The sequence below is a fragment of the Exiguobacterium sp. s34 genome, from assembly GCF_018617435.1.
Taxonomy (GTDB): domain Bacteria; phylum Bacillota; class Bacilli; order Exiguobacteriales; family Exiguobacteriaceae; genus Exiguobacterium; species Exiguobacterium aestuarii.
In genome coordinates this window covers 298,246-317,115 of the sequence record NZ_JACSKE010000001.1, presented here as the reverse complement: position 1 = coordinate 317,115, position 18,870 = coordinate 298,246, and the positions used below count along the sequence as shown (strand labels likewise).

At 53.1% G+C, this 18,870-nt stretch carries 14 protein-coding genes; 9 read left to right on the top strand and 5 right to left on the bottom strand.

Annotated features, from left to right (window positions below; all coding sequences use genetic code 11):
* Nucleotides 1–58 precede the first annotated feature (58 nt).
* The 8 genes from KNO87_RS01515 to KNO87_RS01480 are packed head-to-tail and all read left to right on the top strand — an operon-like array spanning nt 59 to nt 10,591.
* Complete coding sequence (locus KNO87_RS01515; protein WP_214786479.1) at nt 59–1,012, top strand: carbohydrate ABC transporter permease; 954 nt, start codon at nt 59–61, stop codon at nt 1,010–1,012.
* 12 nt (nt 1,013–1,024) lie between these two features.
* Entirely contained in the window at nt 1,025–1,810 is a 786-nt protein-coding gene (locus KNO87_RS01510) for a carbohydrate ABC transporter permease (RefSeq protein ID WP_214786480.1), read from the top strand.
* An 18-nt stretch (nt 1,811–1,828) separates the two neighbouring features.
* Nucleotides 1,829–3,817, top strand: coding sequence for a beta-galactosidase (locus KNO87_RS01505; RefSeq protein WP_214793260.1), 1,989 nt, complete (start codon nt 1,829–1,831; stop codon nt 3,815–3,817).
* On the top strand, nt 3,814–5,880 hold the full coding sequence (locus KNO87_RS01500) for an alpha-galactosidase (RefSeq protein WP_214793263.1): 2,067 nt from the start codon (nt 3,814–3,816) through the stop codon (nt 5,878–5,880). Before KNO87_RS01505 ends, KNO87_RS01500 begins: the two co-directional genes overlap by 4 nt.
* A 22-nt stretch (nt 5,881–5,902) precedes the next feature.
* Complete coding sequence (locus KNO87_RS01495) at nt 5,903–7,087, top strand: galactokinase (RefSeq protein ID WP_214793266.1); 1,185 nt, start codon at nt 5,903–5,905, stop codon at nt 7,085–7,087.
* Entirely contained in the window at nt 7,084–8,088 is a 1,005-nt protein-coding gene (gene galE / locus KNO87_RS01490; RefSeq protein ID WP_214793270.1) for a UDP-glucose 4-epimerase GalE, read from the top strand. Before KNO87_RS01495 ends, galE begins: the two co-directional genes overlap by 4 nt.
* Nucleotides 8,085–9,614: a UDP-glucose--hexose-1-phosphate uridylyltransferase gene (locus tag KNO87_RS01485; protein ID WP_214793273.1), complete on the top strand. Its 1,530-nt coding sequence runs from the start codon at nt 8,085–8,087 to the stop codon at nt 9,612–9,614. The genes galE and KNO87_RS01485 overlap by 4 nt, the downstream gene beginning before the upstream one ends.
* Before the next feature lie 14 nt (nt 9,615–9,628).
* Complete coding sequence (locus tag KNO87_RS01480; protein WP_214793276.1) at nt 9,629–10,591, top strand: aldose epimerase family protein; 963 nt, start codon at nt 9,629–9,631, stop codon at nt 10,589–10,591.
* 150 nt (nt 10,592–10,741) lie between these two features.
* On the opposite strand, the gene KNO87_RS01475 is transcribed toward KNO87_RS01480, so the two are convergent.
* On the bottom strand, nt 10,742–12,193 hold the full coding sequence (locus tag KNO87_RS01475; RefSeq protein ID WP_214793280.1) for a 6-phospho-beta-glucosidase: 1,452 nt from the start codon (nt 12,191–12,193) through the stop codon (nt 10,742–10,744).
* Nucleotides 12,194–12,235: 42 nt separating this feature from the next.
* Entirely contained in the window at nt 12,236–14,137 is a 1,902-nt protein-coding gene (locus KNO87_RS01470) for a beta-glucoside-specific PTS transporter subunit IIABC (protein WP_214793283.1), read from the bottom strand.
* A gap of 356 nt (nt 14,138–14,493) precedes the next feature.
* Between KNO87_RS01470 and KNO87_RS01465 the strand changes: the two genes are divergently transcribed.
* Nucleotides 14,494–15,678 carry a transglutaminase domain-containing protein gene (locus KNO87_RS01465; RefSeq protein ID WP_214793286.1) on the top strand — a complete coding sequence of 395 codons (1,185 nt, stop codon included), beginning with the start codon at nt 14,494–14,496 and terminating at the stop codon, nt 15,676–15,678.
* 70 nt (nt 15,679–15,748) lie between these two features.
* On the opposite strand, the gene KNO87_RS01460 is transcribed toward KNO87_RS01465, so the two are convergent.
* The 3 genes from KNO87_RS01460 to KNO87_RS01450 are packed head-to-tail and all read right to left on the bottom strand — an operon-like array spanning nt 15,749 to nt 18,862.
* On the bottom strand, nt 15,749–16,429 hold the full coding sequence (locus tag KNO87_RS01460; protein ID WP_214793289.1) for a DUF4956 domain-containing protein: 681 nt from the start codon (nt 16,427–16,429) through the stop codon (nt 15,749–15,751).
* A 13-nt stretch (nt 16,430–16,442) separates the two neighbouring features.
* Nucleotides 16,443–17,141: a polyphosphate polymerase domain-containing protein gene (locus KNO87_RS01455; protein WP_214793292.1), complete on the bottom strand. Its 699-nt coding sequence runs from the start codon at nt 17,139–17,141 to the stop codon at nt 16,443–16,445.
* On the bottom strand, nt 17,138–18,862 hold the full coding sequence (locus tag KNO87_RS01450) for a CotH kinase family protein (protein WP_214793295.1): 1,725 nt from the start codon (nt 18,860–18,862) through the stop codon (nt 17,138–17,140). The genes KNO87_RS01455 and KNO87_RS01450 overlap by 4 nt, the downstream gene beginning before the upstream one ends.
* Between the last annotated feature and the right edge of the window lie 8 nt (nt 18,863–18,870).

Sequence of the window (18,870 nt, the reverse complement as noted above, 5' to 3'; positions counted from 1 at the left end):
CGCCAGTAGCCAGACTCACTGGCGCTCGATTTTTTGAATCTGAAAGTGAGGGAACCTTATGCAGCAAGCAACCGATTTGACCAAGTCCAAGCCAAAGCTCACGTCGGTACCACCGAGCGCGCCGAATCCGATCCGGAAGAAAGAGCGGATGAAGCAGAACTTGATCGGCTGGGCGTTCGTCGCCCCGACCGTCCTGTTCGTCATCGCATTCATCTACTACGGGATTTTCTATAACGCCTATCACTCGCTCTTCTCATGGGACGGGATCTCGTTTGAGAAAGTGTATGTCGGTTTTGAGAACTTCGGACGCATGTTCAAAGACCCAGAATTTTATAATGCGCTCAAGAACACGGGCATCTTCACCGTCTTGACGGTCACGATTCAGGCAGGTCTCGGGCTCGTGTTGGCCTATTTGCTCCACACGAAAGGCGTGGGTCGGACGTTCTTCAAATCGGTGTTCTTCTTCCCGGTCGTCTTAAGCCCGGTCGTCCTCGGGGCGGCGTTCACGCAAATCTTTGACTTCCAGTTCGGCTACATCAACGAATTCCTTCGCATGATCGGTCTCGGTGCCTTTGAGCAGAACTGGCTCGGCGACCAGGATGTCGCGCTCTATGCCATCATCTTGATTAACATCTTCCAATGGACGGGCTCGTCGATGATCATGTATTACATGGCGATGCTCGCGATCGAACGGGAAGTGTTCGAGGCGGCCAATATCGATGGGGCCGGCTTCTGGCGCACGCTTTGGAGCGTCGTCTTCCCGAACTTGAAAGGAACGACGTTCACGCTGACGATCCTCGGGGTCATCGGTGGTCTGAAGACGTTCGATATCGTTTGGATCTCGACGCAAGGGGGACCGGGTAACTCGACCGAGGTCATCTCGACGTACCTGTTCCGGAAATCGATGTTACATCAAGAGGTCGGCTACGCCAGTGCCGTCGCTGTCATTTTGCTTGCAATCGCGCTCGGCATCACGTACTTCCAAATGCGTGTACAGAAGAAAATGGACTAAGGGGGAGAACGGATGGAACTGCAAACGAAAAAAGGAAGATGGTTCACCAATATCGGTCTGTCACTCATGGCAATCCTCTGGTTGTTCCCAATCTTCGTCATGTTTAAGGAAAGCTTACGTGTCAACGGCTTTGAAAACTATATCGCGACGCTTCAAAATCCGAACTTCCCACAGTTCGTCTTGAACAGCTTCATCGTCGCCTTCTTCATGATCTTGATCTCGATCTCATTCCTCGCCTTCGCGGCGTTCGGCTTCTCGAAGCTCCAGTTCGCTGGGAAGCGCCTATTGTTCAATCTCGTCTTGGCAGGATTGATGCTACCGGTCGCCTCGCTCATCGTGCCGCTCTTCTTCACGTTGCGCACACTTGACGGGCTCAACAGCTACTGGGGACTAATCGGTGCCGAGATCGCCTTCTTCCTCCCGTTCGGACTCATGCTCATCAAGAGCTACTTCGACGAATTGCCGAACGAATTGATGGAAGCGGCACATATCGACGGGGCGTCGACGTTCCAAATCTTCTATAAAGTCATGATGCCGCTCGCCAAACCGGCACTTGCGACAGCAACAATCTACGCGTTCCTCAACTCATGGAACGAGTACTTGATGGTCCTCACGTTCATGACGGACCCGGCCAAGCAGACGGTGACGATGGCACCGACCTTCTTCACGGAAGCGCTCGGCGGGGACCCAGGTAAACTGTACGCCTCGCTCGTCTTGATCAGCTTGCCGACGATGGTGTTTTATATCTTCTTCCAACGCTTCTTACAAAAAGGCATGACTTCGGGAGCGGTCAAATAATCGATTGAGGTGAACAGCATGTATTTAGGAGTAGATTACTATCCAGAACAGACAGACCGTGCACTTTGGGACGAGGACATCCGCTTGATGAAAGAGCTCGGCGTCAACGTCATCCGTATGGCTGAATTCGCATGGACGATGATGGAACCGGCCGACGGCGAGTTCGACTTCTCATTTTGGGACGAGGTCGTCGAGACGTTCGGCGAACACTTTGACATCGTCCTCGGCACGCCGACGGCGACACCGCCCGCGTGGCTCATCGAGAAGTATCCGGACATTCTCCCGGTGACGAAAGACGGCGTCCGCATCAGCTTCGGTGCCCGTCGTCACTATACGGTCAACAGCCCGATTTATCGGGAGTACTGTGAACGCATCACCCGCAAGATGGCGGAACGGTATGGTCGCCATCCACGCGTCATCGGTTGGCAGACGGACAACGAGTATGGACATGAACAGTCGGACCGCTCGTACGGCGACGTCGATCAAGTGGCGTTCCAGGAATGGCTGAAAGAACGTTACGAGACGCTCGACGCGCTCAACGCGGCTTGGGGGACCGTCTTCTGGAGCCATACATATACGGCATGGACACAGATTCCGGTCCCTCGCACCGTGTTCCAAGAACATAACCCGTCACTCCTCGTCGATTTCGACCGCTTCTGTTCGGATGCGTATCGCTCGTTCAACAAGCTCCAAGTCGACACGCTCCGTCCGCTCATCCACGAGGACGCGTTCATCACGCATAACCTCGTCTATAGCGACATGGCAATCAATCAGCAACAGATGGCCCAAGACCTCGACTACGTCTCGTTCGACAACTATCCGGTTTGGGGCGGGTTGCCAGAACCGAACCGTTTCGAGAAAACGGCGCACGACCACGACCTGTGCCGTTCGTCGAAACAAGGCAAAGGATTCTGGGTGATGGAACAGTTGAGCGGGGCCCAAGGATGGAGCCGCATCGGTTACTTACCACGACCAGGCCATATCCGTCTCTGGACACATCAGGCCGTCGCCCGTGGCGCCGAGGCAATCGTCTACTTCCGATTCCGCGCCGCGGACTTCGGGACGGAAGAGTTCTGTCACGGCATCATCGACCATGACGGAAAACCGAAACGGAAATTCGAAGAAGTGAAGCACGTCATGTCGGAGCTTCACGCGCATGGCGACATGATCAACGCGGCTGCGTACAAGTCGGACGTCGCCGTCTATTTCGACCAAGAGAACCTATGGGCATGGACGCACCAACCGCACTCGGATGCGTTCAACTTTAAGCAAGAGTTCGTCCGCTTCTACGGTGCGGCCGTCCGCCAAGGCGTCAACACGGATATCGTCTTCCCAGGGGACGCGCTCGACTCGTATAAGCTCGTCATCGTCCCGCTCTATTTCCTCGGGAATGACGTGTTCGACGAGACGCTCATCGACTATATCGAGAATGGCGGGAATGTCATCTTCACGTACCGTACTGGAGTGAAGGACCCGATCAACCGTTGCCACAACCTCACGCTCCCTGGCAAGTTCGCCGAATACGCAGGGATTGAGATCGACGAGTACGAGAGCTTACAAGCCGTCCAGTCGAACGAGGTCCGACTCGGTGACCAAGTGTCTGAGGCAAACATCTGGTGCGACTTGATCACACCGAAGGGCGCAGATGTACTCGCGACTTACGGAAAGGCGTTCTATAAAGGGACGGCGGCGATCACGCGCCACACGTATAAAGGCGACGTGACGTATATCGGCTCATCGGTCGACGATGCGATGCTCGACACGGTCTATCATGAGGCGCTCACACGCGCCGGTATCGACGCGAACCGACTCCCGGACGATGTCGAGAAAGTCGACCGTCACGGGGACGGACAATTGATTCGCTTCTATATGAACCATTCGACCGAGGTCACGTCATCCGTCGAACTCGATGGCACGTGGCAGACGCTTGACGGGGAAACGGTAACAGGCACGCTCGAACTCGAACCGCTCGCAGTCGTCTTACTTAAACGGGAGGTGGGGGCATGATCGTTCATCACGACAATCGGTTCGCCCTCATCGGGACGAATCTCACGTACGTGTTCGATGTCGATGCACGAGGTCGACTCGTCCATCAGTATCTCGGCGGACGCCTGCATGAATCGGATATCACCGAACTGCCGGACGCACGTGTGTTGCACTCATCGTTCGAGACACCAGAAGGGGTGGCCGCTTACGAGTTCAGCTCGTTCGGCGATCTCGTCTATACGGAACCGACGTTGAAAAGCCATACGAAGACGGAACGATTGCATGCGTTCACGCTCGGTGATGCGCGAATCGACGGAGAGACGCTCGAACTCGATTTGGTCGATTCGATCCAGTCGCTTCACGTGACGCTCCAGTTCACGCTCTATCCGGCGTACGACATCATCGCCCGCAAGATGACGGTCACGGCAGACGAGACGGTCACGCTCGAGAGCGCGCAGTCGTTTAGTCTCGGACTCATTGAGCGCGACATGCGACTCAGTCATTTCAGCGGGGCGTGGACGAGCGAGTTCCAGCTCCAACAAGGTCCGCTTCTCCCAGGCAAGAAGACGATCGAGAGCCGTCGTGGATTGACGAGTCATCAAAGCAATCCGTGGTTCGCACTCGACAGTGATGCGACGGAGACAGATGGGGACGTCGTTTACGGCTTTCTCGGTCACTCCGGCAACTGGGCGATCCATTTCGAGAAAGACCAGTTCGGCTTCACACAAGTGACGGGCGGAATCAACCCGTTCGACTTCGCGAAGACGCTTCAAACGGGGGAGTCGTTCACGACGCCACCGGCTTATATCGGCTATACGCAACGCGGATTCGGCAACATGAGCCAGAACGCCCATGACTTTGAGCGCGACGTCATCATGCCGGAAGCGACACGTGACGTGCTGCGTCCGGTCCTCTACAACTCGTGGGAGGCGACTTATTTCGATGTCAGCGAGGATGGACAAAAACGTCTCGTCGACGAGGCGGCCGCAATCGGTTGTGAGTTGTTCGTCGTCGATGATGGTTGGTTCGGCGAGCGTCACTCGGACGCGGCCGGACTCGGGGATTGGCACGTCAACACGACGAAGTTCCCGGACGGGCTCGACCCGCTCGTCCGCTACGTCGAGGAGAAAGGTCTCCAGTTCGGGCTATGGGTCGAACCGGAGATGGTCAATCCGGATTCTGACTTGTATCGGGCTCATCCGGAATGGATTTACTATACGGACGGACGCCCGTCGACGACGTCGCGGAACCAGTTCGTCCTGAACCTCGCCTTGCCTGAGGTCGAGGCGCACGTGACAAAATGGCTCGACGAGTTGCTCGGACGACACGCGATCCGTTATATCAAGTGGGACATGAACCGCGCCTTTTCAGAACCGGACAGTCCACATTTAGGTGACGCAAAAGAACTGTGGCTCCGTCACGCGGAAGCCGTATATCGTATCCTCGACACGTTGCGGGAAAAACATCCGAACGTCACATTCGAGTCATGCGCCGGTGGCGGGGGACGGATTGACCTCGGTGTCCTCTCGCGCGTCGAGCAAGTCTGGACGAGCGACAACACGGACGCACTCGATCGCCTCACGATTCAGGAAGGTTTCTCATACGCCTATAACGCCAAGATGATGAGCTGCTGGGTGACGGACGCGCCGAACTGGTTGAACAACCGTTCGTTGCCGCTCGCTTACCGATTCGTCAGCGCGATGCAAGGGACGCTCGGTATCGGTGGCAACCTGCTCGAGTGGACGAAAGAAGAACTGTCGGAAGCGAAAGAGTGGATTGCGACGTATAAGACGATCCGTCCGATTGTGCAGCACGGGACGAGCCATCGTCTCGCCTCACTCAAACGGGACGGTTTCCACGCCGTCGGCTATACGGATGGCGAAGACTATGTCGTCCTCGTCAACGCCGACCGTCGCCAATACGGGAAGAACCACTTGCGCGTGAAACTTCGCGGGCTCGACCTGGAACGGACGTACGAACTAGAAGGGCGCCGCGTGAGCGGACGCTATTTGATGGAACAAGGCATAAACCTCACACAACAAACAGACTATGACGCATATTGCCTGGTCATCCACCCGGCATGAGCGATGGAAGGGATGAAGCCGCATGCTTTCATTTGACATGGAACAGCTGAGACAACAATTCGAGGAGGTATTCGCCGCACCAGCGGATCGGTCGTTCTTCGCGCCGGGCCGCATCAACTTGATCGGCGAGCACACCGACTATAACGGGGGGCACGTCTTCCCGTGTGCAATCACGTTCGGGACGTACGGTCTCGTGAAAAAACGCGAGGACGACGTGATTCGTGTCTACTCGCTCAACTTTGAAGAGGTCGGCATCGTCACGTTCCCGGTGACGGACGATGCGTATGAGGCGAGCCACGATTGGGCGAACTACGTGAAAGGGGTCGTCACGCTTCTTCGTAAAGACGGACATGACATCAATGGGTTCGACTTTCTCCTCGCGGGCAATATCCCGAACGGGGCGGGTCTCTCGTCATCGGCCTCCCTCGAACTCGTGACGGCTTATATGTTAAATGAAGTGTACGGTCTCGGTCTCGAACGGCTTGACCTTGTCCGGCTCGGGCAACGGGTCGAGAACACGTTCATCGGCGTCAACAGCGGCATCATGGACCAGTTCGCCATCGGGATGGGCAAGGCCGGACAGGCGATGCTCCTCGATTGTGAGACGCTCCATCATGACTATGCGCCGATCTCGCTCGACGGGTACGACATCGTCATCATGAACACGAACAAACGTCGGGAACTCGCCGACTCGAAATATAACGAACGTCGACGCGAATGCGACACGGCGCTCGGGTTGATTCAACCCAAACACGAGGTGGACGCTCTCGGACAGTTGTCGATGGATGCGTTCGAACAGGTCGCGATTGACTTGCCGGAGACACTTCGCAAACGGGCACGTCATGCCGTCTCGGAGAACGAGCGGACGAAACTCGCTTACACCGCCTTGCAGGAAGGACGCCTTGAGACGTTCGGTCAGTTGATGAACGCCTCGCACGCCTCGCTCCGGGACGATTACGAAGTGACTGGTCTTGAACTCGACACGCTCGTCGCAGCCGCGCAAGGCTGTGACGGTGTCATCGGTGCCCGCATGACAGGTGCTGGATTCGGTGGCTGTGCCATCGCCATCGTCCGTCAAGACAAGACGGAAGAGATGATTCAAGAGACGTCGGACCGTTATGTGGCGACAATTGGCTATGCGCCGACGTGTTACATCGCCTCGGTCGGGGACGGTGTCCGAGAACTCGTAGAGGAGGAAGTGAAATGAGTGTACTCGTTGTTGGCGGTGCCGGATATATCGGTTCGCACGCCGTTCGTGCCTTGTTGAAAGAAGGGGAAGACGTCGTCATCCTCGACAATCTGCAGACAGGACATGTCGAGTCGATTCCGCGCGATGTCCGTTTTTATGAAGGTGACTTGCGTGACCGCGCGTTCGTGAAAGACGTGTTTGTAAAAGAGACGATCACGGACGTCCTCCATTTCGCGGCGAATTCGCTTGTCGGCGAATCGATGACGGACCCGCTCGCCTACTATGACAATAACGTTTTCGGAACACAGATCCTTCTCGAGACGATGCGCGATACCGGGGTGAAGCGGATCGTCTTCTCCTCGACGGCTGCGACGTATGGGGACCAGACGGTCATGCCGATCGATGAGACGGCGCTCACGAATCCGACGAATACGTACGGGGCGACGAAGCTTGCGATGGAGTCGATGATTCGCTGGTGTGACCAGGCGCATGGGATTCGCTCGGTCGCACTCCGTTACTTCAACGTCGCCGGCGCGATTGCGACCGGTGAGATCGGTGAAGACCATGACCCGGAGACGCATCTCGTCCCAATCGTCCTTCAAGTGGCGAACGGGCAGCGTGACGCGATCACCGTGTTCGGTGACGACTATGCGACAGAAGACGGGACGTGTATTCGCGACTATATTCACGTCCAAGACCTCGTCGACGCGCACATATTAGCGCTCCGTTATTTACGAGAAGACGATGCGAGTGACGTCTTCAACCTCGGGACGGCGAACGGTCTATCGGTGCTCGAAATCATTGAGGCGGCACGCCGCGTGACGGGACATGACATCCCGGTCCGACTCGGGGAACGCCGTGCCGGCGACCCGGCCAAATTGATCGCCTCGTCTGAGAAGGCGAGACGCATCCTCGGATGGACACCGACCCGTTCAGACGTCGAGACGATTTTGACGGACGCATGGAACTGGCATGCGACCCATCCGTTCGGTTATCAGGTGAAAGAGGTGAGACGATGATCGATGTGACGATTGAGGCACTCGTTGAGGCGGCGATTCGTGCAGAGCTCATTGATGAGCAGGACCGTATCTATTCGCGGAACCGTGTGCTCGCAAAACTGAACAAGCTTGATTTTGATGTCCCACGTTTCGTGTCGGAGATGCCGATCCCTGAGTTGCTCGAGCAATTGGTTGAGTATGCGGTGGAGATGGACATCATCGAACCGATCCTTGAGGAGAAAGACCGCTTCATGGCAGAAATCATGGATATCTTCGTCTCGAAGCCGTCGGAAGTGACACGTCGTTTCAATGAACTCCGCGAGACGGACGTCACGGCAGCGACCGACTATTTCTATCGGATGAGCCAGGCGTCAAACTATATCCAGACGCGGCGAATTGCGAACAACATCACGTACAAGGCACCAACCCGCTACGGCACGCTCGACATCACGATCAACTTATCGAAGCCGGAGAAGGACCCACGTGAGATTGCACTTGCCCGGACACAACCGACCCCGACGTCGAACTATCCGAAAGGACTACTCGCGATTGAGAACGAAGGATACGGCGGTCACTTGAAACACCCGGCGCGTGCAAACCATCGCATCATCCCGCTCACACTTGGCGGACAGCCTTGGTCGTTCCAATATTCACCGTATCTGTACTACAATGAGCACTCGATTTTACTGTCGAACGAGGTACGGGACATGGTCATCGATCGGGGTGCGTTCGAGCGCCTGCTCGACTTCATCACGCAGTTCCCGCACTACTTCGCCGGGTCGAACGCAGACTTGCCGATTGTCGGGGGCTCGATTTTGACGCACGACCATTACCAGGCCGGCCGCTACCGGTTTGCGATGGACGATGCACGAGTCGTCTCGACCTATCGCTCGGAGCGCTATGACCAAGTCGACATCGAGACGCTCTACTGGCCGCTCTCGGTCGTCCGTCTCCGTTCCCGTCAAAAAGAGCAGCTCGTCATGTTGGCGAACCAGTTGCTCGGCTATTGGCGCGACTATGAGGATGAATTGAGTGAGGTCATCCCGTATACAGACGGTGTGCCACATAATACGGTCACGCCGATCGCGAGACGACGTGACGGGAAGTATGAACTCGACCTCGTCCTTCGGAACAATCGGACGAGCGAGGCGCATCCGGACGGCATCTTCCACCCGCATGCTGACGTGCATCACATCAAGCGTGAGAATATCGGCTTGATTGAAGTGATGGGTCTCGCCGTCTTGCCGGCACGCTTGAAGGTGGAACTCGAACAAGTCGTCCGTTATGTGGCAGGCGAGGATGTCGAAGTCGAAGCGATGCATCAGGAATGGGCCGATACGTTACGGAAGAAAGCGGGCGAGCCGAAAACGATTGTCGATCAGGCAGTCGTCGACAAGTTCGTGAAAGGACTCGAGGACGCCGGAGTCTTCAAACAGACGGACGCGGGGCAGGAACGGTTTGATGCATTCGTCCGTTCGCTCCTCGGTCATGTCGATAAAGTGGAGTACGGAACACCAAGGTCGGGAATGAGAGAGAAAACGAACTAAAGGTGGTTGTACGAGTGAAACAAGCGACGATTCAAAACACCAACGGCATGAGACTATCCGCTATCGATTACGGCTGTGCGATGACGGAACTGACGGCCCCGGACCGAGACGGCAATCTCGACTCGGTCATCTTGAAGTATGGGGACGTCTCTCAATACTTAGAAAACCCGGTCTATCTCGGATCGGTCGTCGGGCGGATTGCCGGACGGATCCGTGACGCGGAGATTGATGGCGTCGCCTTGACCCCAAGCGAGGCGCCCCATCATATCCATGGTGGTGACAAAGGCATCACGGCCCACTACTGGGAGATGGATGCGGACGATCAGTGTATCCAGTTCACGTACGTGAGCCCGGACGGGGAGGAAGGGTATCCCGGGAACGTCTTCTTCAAAGTGCTATACGAACTGACAGATGACAATGAACTGATTGTCACGATGACAGCAGAGACGGACCAACTGACGTGGGTCAACCTGAACCATCACAACTACTTCAATCTCGGGGGACGCCCGACCATCCATGACCATGAGCTGACGCTACCAGCCGATTCGGTCGGGGTGCTCGATGCGGATTCGTTACCGACTGGGGAGTTGCGTGATGTGAGTAGGACCCCGTTTGACTTCCGAGACGGGAAAACGGTAAGAGAGGCGCTCGCGTCGGGGGACGAGGCGATTGAACGGGCTGGTGGACTCGATCATCCATTTATCTTAAAGGATGGGGAGACGAAGTTACATGACCCGGTGAGCGGACGGACGATGACGGTCGAGACGAATCAACCCGTCATGGTCGTCTATACGGGAAACTTCCTTAGTGAAGAGACACCGGTGACGCTCAGTGGTCGACAAAAACATAGCGCGATTTGTCTTGAGGCGCAGGCGTTCCCGGACGCCCCGAACCATCCAGACATCGCGACCTCGATCGAACTGAAACCGGGTGAGCTGTATCACTCGCGGACGGTGTATCGGTTTGGGGTGGAGTGAAGAACTCAAAAGACACTCACTTTTGCTTAAATTCAGCATAAGTGAGTGTCTTTTTTTACTGTGGTAGAAATTAAGATATTCAAGTGATAAGAGGAAAATCAAAATAATAGAGTTACGACAAATATTTTATCAAATTCTAGAGTTTACTCATTATCTAGTCTTAACAGGATATGTCACATCGGCCCCATTCGTCGCAATCACTTGCTTGTACCAATCAAAACTTTTCTTCTTCGACCGAGTGAGCGTTCCATTGCCTTCGTTATCTTTGTCGACATAGATGAAGCCGTACCGCTTTTTCATCTCACCGGTCGACGCACTCACTAAATCAATCGGACCCCAGCTCGTATAGCCGATGATGTCGACCCCATCCTTGATGGCCTCATGCATCTGCTCGATATGTTTTGCCATATAATCGATGCGATAATCATCCTCTACATGTCCGTCAGTATCCGGTGTATCGACAGCACCAAGTCCGTTTTCGACGACGAATAATGGTTTTTGGTAGCGATCGTACAATTGGTTCGCTGTGATTCGGAAACCGGTCGGATCAATTGTCCAGCCCCATTCCGATTTTTCGAGGAACGGGTTCTCCAATGAACTGAAAATGTTTCCTTCAGTCGACTGGTTGATCTCTGGATCTGTGCTCGTCGTCCGGCTCGCGTAATAGCTGAAGCCGATGTAATCGACCGTGTGCTCTTTCAATAGTTCGAGGTCGCCGTCTTCCATGTGAAGCGTGATACCTTGTTCTTCTAAATAGCGTTTAGCATACCCAGGATACTCCCCACGCGACTGGACGTCGATGAAGAAAAACGATTCACGGTCCTTGTCCATCGCATCCAATACATCATCGGGATTACATGAATATGCATACGTTTGACCGGCAGCAAGCATACAACCGACCTGTAGTTCCGGATTGATGGCATGTGCCGCCTTCACCGCTTTGGCACTTGCGACGAGCTGATGGTGTGCCGCCTGATATTTCACTTGTTGTTTGTCTTCGCCATCTTCGAATACGATTCCCGCACCGATAAATGGTAAGTGTAAGAGCATATTAATCTCGTTGAATGTCATCCAATATTTCACCTTGCCATTGTAGCGGGTGAAGAGGGTGGTCGCATACGTCTCGAAGAAATCGACAACACGACAATTACGCCAACTTCCATAGTTTTTAATGAGGCTGACGGGCACGTCGAAGTGCGCAATCGTCACGACTGGCTCAATCCCATGCTTCAACAATTCATCAAAGACGTCATCGTAGAATTGCAATCCTTCCTCGTTCGGTTCCGCATCATCTCCATTCGGGAAGATACGTGACCACGCGATCGAGAGACGAAGGGCCTTGAATCCCATCTCGGCAAATAGCGCGATATCCTCTTTATAACGATGATAGAAGTCGATTGCCTCGTGTGATGGATAGAACTCACCGGGCACCGGCTCCAAAGAAGTTAACTCTCCGAACATGACATCAAAGCGTTTCTTCCCGGTTGGCAACAAGTCGACCGTCGTCAGCCCTTTGCCACCTTCTAAGTAAGCACCTTCCGCTTGGTTTGCGGCAATCGCGCCGCCCCATAAAAATCCCTTTGGAAAACTCATCAAATCCATCCCTTCTATGATAGGGGAGGAAAATTCCTCCCGTTTGATTGATTAAATGCTGAAAATCGGATCACCCGTCTGGACGTGTGATGTCTGATTCGGTGAAATTACCTTTCGGTTCGTGACGATCACAGGTGTCGTCAACACGCGACCGGAATGCTTGATGGCTTCCATGTCGAATTCAATCAATAGTTGACCCTTTTCGACGAACTCACCTTGTGTGACATGCGCTTTGAAATGCTTTCCTTCTAGTTGAACGGTATCCATACCGATATGGATGAGGATCTCAGCTCCTGATTCCGTAGTGATTCCGATGGCATGATGCGTCGGGAATAGGGCAGACACCGTACCCGAAACCGGGGCGACGAGCTTGCCTTCCGTCGGTTCGATGGCGACGCCTTGACCGAGCGATCCGGACGAGAAGGCGACGTCTGAGAGATCTTTTAAACGGACGACAGTTCCTTTGAGCGGGCTGACGATTTGTTCTTGACCGACTGTTGTCGCGGATACTTCTTTGGCGACCGGAGTGACTTCTGGTTGTGGTGTCGCAGCGGCTGATCTATTGACGCCACCGAAGAGGTACGTCAAAACGAATCCAACAATGAAGGCAACGGCCGTTCCAATCAGTGAACCATAGAAACCGGTCGTGATTCCTTCAGGTGAGATGTTCGAAGGGTAACCGAAGACACCGAGACCCCCGATGATATAGACTTGTGTGCCCATGATTCCCATAATTCCACCACCGACAGCACCACCGATACAACTCATGATGAACGGTTTCTTGAGCGGAAGCGTCACCCCGTAAATGGCAGGTTCCGTGACCCCGAAGATCCCTGAGATAAAAGCTGGGATACTGAGTGTCTTGATTTTCTGATTTTTAATTTTCAAGAAGACAGCGAGTACGGCCCCGATTTGAGCGAACGAAGCGGCAAAGATGAGAGCGAGCACTGGGTCCGAACCGAGCGACGTCAAGTTGTTGATCGCGACCGGAACAAGTCCCCAGTGAAGACCGAAGATGACGAAAACTTGCCAGAGACCACCAAGGAAGATTCCGGCGATCAGCGGGCTCAAATTGTACACGGCGACCGTTGCACTACCGAGCAACATACCTGCCCATGTCGCAATCGGTCCAATCAAGATGAACGTGAGCGGCACGATGATGAGCAACGTCAATAAAGGGACGATAAACATTTTGATGACGTCTGGAATGACCGTCTTCAAGAACTTCTCGAGCTTCGCTGCGAAGAATGCCGCGATGATGATCGGGATGACGGACGTCGAGTACGTCATCAAGATGACCGGGATTCCAAGGAACGTGATGTGAACCGGAGACTCAAACATGGTTCCGGAGAAGACGGTGTAGAGCGGGTCACCGGCTGTGAGTGTCGAGAGTGTCGGATAAACAAGTGACGCCCCGATCGCCATTCCGATGAAAGGACTGCCTCCGAATTTTTTAATGGCCGTATAGCCAAGGAAAATCGGGAAGAAGTAGAACAACGAGTCCCCAATCGCATTCAACAGTTGATACGTGCCGGATGTATTATCCAGCCAACCGACGGCGACGAAGAGGGCGTTGAATCCTTTGATCATCCCGGTCGCGGCCAAGACGCCAAGGACAGGAGTGAAAATGCTAGAGATGATATCGATGAACCGGCTGAACAGGGACCCTTGTGGTGCACCTTCTTCTTCGACCGGTGATTGGTTTTGGAATCCTCCGACTTCGACGACCGCTTTATATACGTCTGGGACGTGGTTCCCGATGACGACCTGATACTGACCGCCGCTCTTCATAACGGTGACGACACCGTCCATATTCTTGATGGCTTCTGTGTTAGCCTTGCTTTCGTCTTTCAATTTGAAACGCAAACGGGTGATACAGTGGACGACGCTGTTGACGTTCTCTTTGCCGCCGACTTGCTGGATAATGTCGCGTGCGAGCTGTTCATACTTCATGTCCGTTCCCTACCTTTTCCATTAGATTTTTGGTTTGCGTCAAATAAAAAACCTGACCCGCGTCAAATGAAGAGCGTGAAATCACGTCATTCATCTGACTCGAGTCAGGTTATGCCCACTAAAGGTAACATTCCCGCGCAGGAGACCGTTCAGTTGTTATTTGATAATTGAAATGTAGCATGAGTGAAATCGAAATGTCAACGCTTACATTTATATATTTTTCGTGACTTTCAACAAATATATGTAGCATGTATGGGAAGAGTTTTAACAAAATTAAAAAACCATTATTATACATATTGGTTGATCAAGTGGTTTATAATGACAATTAAAGTGACTACTGTTGTGAGGGTGAATCTATGAGTCCTATAATCATTGGAGCGATTGTATTATTGATTTGTTTACCGCTGAGTTACCTGTTAGGAAAGCGTGCCTTTCAATTGTTTCGGATTCATATACGATTAAGAGCCGGACTATTTTCGGTCCGCCATGCGTTACGGGCTGCGAAACATCATCCCGGTCGTCAGTTTGATATACTCGATCCCATTTATCGGGGTGTCGTCTTTCAGCTCAACGGAAGGAATTTGATGAAGCGGACAGAGCTCGAACAAGCCGTCAATGATGAGTTGAATCGCGTGTTGAAGTACGGATGGTTGTCTTCCTTGGCTCTTGTCGGAAGAGGGATACTTGCGATGATTTTTCTCGTGATTGCCGGCGTGAGTGGGAACGTTGTCGCCAAAGATGCGAAGTCGCTGGACATGGCGAGTTGGTTCGAACCCCAGCACGTCGAAAGTGAGACGACCGTGCTCGGCAAGACGTTCAAGTTGCCATATGAAATTAATTCAGCCGAGACGCTCGGGACCGCCATCGCTTATCACATGACCCGTTTCGATGAGACGTTCTCAATTCCGTATACAGGGGATACGGGAGACATGCAACAGACGATGGATGATGCTTGGGATTGGATTGAACGACATCATATTTATGTGTATCGACTCTCGCGTGGCGGGGAATCGAAATGGGTCGAACAGAACGGAAAATTCGACTTACAGATGACTCTGAATTATGACATGACCGCTTCTGAAGCGGCACAAGTGCAAGAACGCGTGAACGAAGTGATTCGCGACATGCCACGTGATCTAGATGAGGTCGGGAAGGTCAAATACGTGAACGACTATGTCGTCTCGCATACCGCCTACAACCTAGACAGTCAGGCAAGCCCGTATACGCCATACTCGATTTTATTTAACGGGGAAGGGGTGTGTGAAGGCTACGCGCTGACGACACTCTTGTTGTTAGAGGCGGCGGGAATAGAAGCGCGTTACATTTCTGGAGAAGTCGCAAGCGGTCTTCATGCGTGGAACCTCGTCCGCGTGAATAACGAATGGTATCATCTCGATACGACGTGGAACGATCCCGTACCGAACCAACCTGGGAACGGGCGAACGGATTATTTCCTCGTCTCGGACGCAACACTTCGTGCGGACCATACGTGGGCGTTTGGCCAATATCCGGTGACAGCGACGCAGAATATTCAATTGTGAGAGCGAAGGGAAATCTCCTTCGCTTTTTTTGCATACAAAAAGGACCGATGTTTCAATCGGTCCCGCGGTCTTACACAGCATAATCCCCATTGTATTGAACGAGTGAGACATCCCGCACTTCCTCGATGTCATTCAATCGGTTCATGAACGCCGTGTTGTCGATTTTCAAACGGACTTCGGCCGTCAATTCGACGACGTCCTTCCGGACAATCTTCGACTTGAGCGTATAGTCGAGCTGTTGCAACTCCCGTCGCACTTCATCGTTCCCGTCCTCATAGTAATGGATGACGAGCAGATAAAGGGTGTCGGTATGTTTCTTACGAGCCAGGCTGACGATGACCGCTCCGATGACGGCAGCACCGAATAGGGTGAGGAAATAGAGTCCAGCCCCACTTGAAATACCAGCCGCAATCGCCCAAAACATGAACACGACGTCGAGCGGATCCTTGATCGCCGTCCGGAAGCGAACGATACTGAGTGCCCCGACCATCCCGAGTGAGAGGACGACGTTCGTCGAGATCGTCATGATGACGAGCGATGTGATCATTGTCATGACGAGGAGTGTCGCATTGAAGCTCGGGCTATAGAGGACACCGCGATAGGTCGTCTTATAAATGAAGTAGATGAAGCTCCCCGCAAGGAAAGCCGTGAGCAGTCCGAGCATGACGTCGATGATTGACAGGTTGCCGAAGCTGAACTCGTTTAAAAAGCTGTTTTTGATAATGTCGTTAAAGTTTACGGTTGTGTCCATAGGCTCTCACTTTCTAAAATCCGTGATATTGAATGCTCGCCATCCGGCAGTGCACATATTTCGAGATGGCAGAGCGCTGATGGGTATGAAGTTGTAATACTTGTCGGATATAGTCCGGTAAAAACTCGTCGTACTTCACTTCGAGGATCGTCTTCGGGTAATCGAGCACTTCTTCGGAGACCGGATTTGGTTCGAACAGGTCGACGCTGTTCGTGACGAAACTCAGTTCCTTGTCAAACGTGACCCGAACGTTGCCGAGGCTACCGACGTAGGCTTCGCGTACGTAATCGACGATGACCCGAGGGCGCATGATCGTACCTGTGAGATACGAGTAAAACTCATGATAGAGTGGCTCGGTCTTCTCGAGCAAGAAGTCATATTCCCAATCTAAAATCTGTTCATATTCCTCCCGGGTGATGGCGACGGACGACTTCAAGATATACTCGCCTTGGCGACTCTTCTTCTCGAGTCGAATGACGGCGTCCGAATAGTTATACGTCCGAATCCGAAACTTTTTCCGACGGAAGATGCCGCTGTTTTTTTGAATCAAATCGTGGTCGTAGACGTTGTCGAAGTAGAGACTTCGGATCAAGTAGCCCTCACGAGAGACGGAGTGCTCATCCTGCTGTAAAATCGTGGCGATGCGCTCGCGAAGCGTATGGTAGTCTTGCTCGTTGATAAAGTATTTTAACTCATGTCGGAATCGTTTCATTCTGCTTCTCCTGGTATGACGATTTGTTGGATGCCCCAATGAAGCTTACGGTCGTTGTCCCGATAATAGTCGAACGGGATTTGCATGTTGCCCGACTCGTCCTTGACGGTGACACGCCAATAATAACGACCTGGCGCGAGCGCCGGAACAGTGTAGGAGAACGTCGTCAGATTCGCTTGCTCTTTGAGTACTGTCGTGAAGTCGGGCGAGGTGCTCAATTCGAAGTGATACGTCAGCTCCTCGTTCTGAAGGTCATATGACGCATCCCAGCGGAACACATCTTGTTTGCCGTCTCGACTGTACTGGAGGAAAATCGGCATCGGATGTTCGAGCGACCGTTCAAAGTCTGTCGCGTATTTCGTCGTGATGTCTTCTAATCTCCGATAATTCGCTTCATAGGAAGCGGCTTCGATTTTCAAGAAACGTAAATCGGGTTCACTTGTCACGAGTGGTGAGACGACCGGATAAAATCCATCGATCAGTTGTTTCGTTCGAGTCGGATTGATCATTTCTTGAAGTTCCGTCATCTTCGTCTGAAGTGATTTGACGTTTTCAGGATCTTTCAAATAACGACGATGGAGAAGCGTTCCCCAGTAACGCTGAATCCCTTGTTGCCAACTCGGCATGGCATCGGTACGTTCCGTATCGCGTCCGAGCGCCTTGTCGAAGTCCCACGGCATGAAATACCATTTCTCCGAGTTGAGCGGGCTATACAGGTAATAGTTCGTCGACATCGTGTCGTAGTTCCCGAACAAGATGTTCGTCCCGAGCCAGGTCAGATAGTTGTCTTCATCAAAGTATTTGTCGAACACTTGATCGAACGGTTTCGACAAGTCGTTCAAGTCGTCGAGCATCGTCAACAGTTCGTCATGATTGTCAGACCCGTTGATTTTCAACACCGACTCGAACGCCTTCTTATCATAGTTCGGGTCGTCTGTCGGCAAGAGTTTGTCGGGGTAACGGAAGAACTCGAAGTTCTCGGCTTTATACAAATGACCGTCGGGGTTGAGCCCACGGGCGGCGAGCGCTTCTTCGTTCAATTGTTCGACGTGGGTATAGAGCCCGTAATCTTCGAACGTATCGGCTTTCTCGGGGTTGGTCATATCCCGGACGTGTAGCTGTACGAAGTTTGTTCGTAAGCTGGAGATATTGTCTAACTGTTCATAATACGCAAACGCGAGTCGGTTTCGGACGCGGGTCCGGTCATCGGCATGTTTGTTCAAATTGAGGACGCTTTGACCGTACCAAAGGCCCGCGTTGTCTTGAAGGCGAATCTTATAAGACTTTTGCGGTTCGAGTCGGCTCGAGCGGCCTCGTAGTTGAATCGTCGCGTTCACTTCCTGCTCATCGAAAAGTTGGATGCCGTCCGGTCCTTTCGCGTCCCCGGTCTCGAAATGGACATATAGCTTCGGACCGCTCTCAAGGTTGCTGTATTGCTTGTACGATTCATTCAGGTCGTACAAGGTCAAATCGTTCTCCGGAACGGTACGTTGGTCGAAGATGGTGACATACACATGCTCGAGCTTGTTCCCGTCATGCTTGTCATAGACGCGCTTATCTTCTTTGAACGTCGAATCGAGCGATGCGAACTCATTCGTCGCCTCTGCTTCGGTCGGTGTCGCGCTAGATTCAGGTGCTTTTAACCAGGCTTGTATTCCTAACAAGAGGAAGAAGAGAAGGATGAGACCGATCATCACTCTCGGGTAAGGCAAACGCTTCATACATGAAA

Excerpts from the sequence above, each read along its gene's own strand:
- KNO87_RS01515 (WP_214786479.1), top strand. The coding sequence starts at position 59 with ATGCAGCAAGCAACCGATTTGACCAAGTCCAAGCCAAAGCTCACGTCG.
- KNO87_RS01510 (WP_214786480.1), top strand. The coding sequence starts at position 1,025 with ATGGAACTGCAAACGAAAAAAGGAAGATGGTTCACCAATATCGGTCTG.
- KNO87_RS01505 (WP_214793260.1), top strand. The coding sequence starts at position 1,829 with ATGTATTTAGGAGTAGATTACTATCCAGAACAGACAGACCGTGCACTT.
- KNO87_RS01500 (WP_214793263.1), top strand. The coding sequence starts at position 3,814 with ATGATCGTTCATCACGACAATCGGTTCGCCCTCATCGGGACGAATCTC.
- KNO87_RS01495 (WP_214793266.1), top strand. The coding sequence starts at position 5,903 with ATGCTTTCATTTGACATGGAACAGCTGAGACAACAATTCGAGGAGGTA.
- galE (WP_214793270.1), top strand. The coding sequence starts at position 7,084 with ATGAGTGTACTCGTTGTTGGCGGTGCCGGATATATCGGTTCGCACGCC.
- KNO87_RS01485 (WP_214793273.1), top strand. The coding sequence starts at position 8,085 with ATGATCGATGTGACGATTGAGGCACTCGTTGAGGCGGCGATTCGTGCA.
- KNO87_RS01475 (WP_214793280.1), bottom strand. The coding sequence starts at position 12,193 with ATGGATTTGATGAGTTTTCCAAAGGGATTTTTATGGGGCGGCGCGATT.
- KNO87_RS01470 (WP_214793283.1), bottom strand. The coding sequence starts at position 14,137 with ATGAAGTATGAACAGCTCGCACGCGACATTATCCAGCAAGTCGGCGGC.
- KNO87_RS01465 (WP_214793286.1), top strand. The coding sequence starts at position 14,494 with ATGAGTCCTATAATCATTGGAGCGATTGTATTATTGATTTGTTTACCG.
- KNO87_RS01460 (WP_214793289.1), bottom strand. The coding sequence starts at position 16,429 with ATGGACACAACCGTAAACTTTAACGACATTATCAAAAACAGCTTTTTA.
- KNO87_RS01455 (WP_214793292.1), bottom strand. The coding sequence starts at position 17,141 with ATGAAACGATTCCGACATGAGTTAAAATACTTTATCAACGAGCAAGAC.
- KNO87_RS01450 (WP_214793295.1), bottom strand. The coding sequence starts at position 18,862 with ATGAAGCGTTTGCCTTACCCGAGAGTGATGATCGGTCTCATCCTTCTC.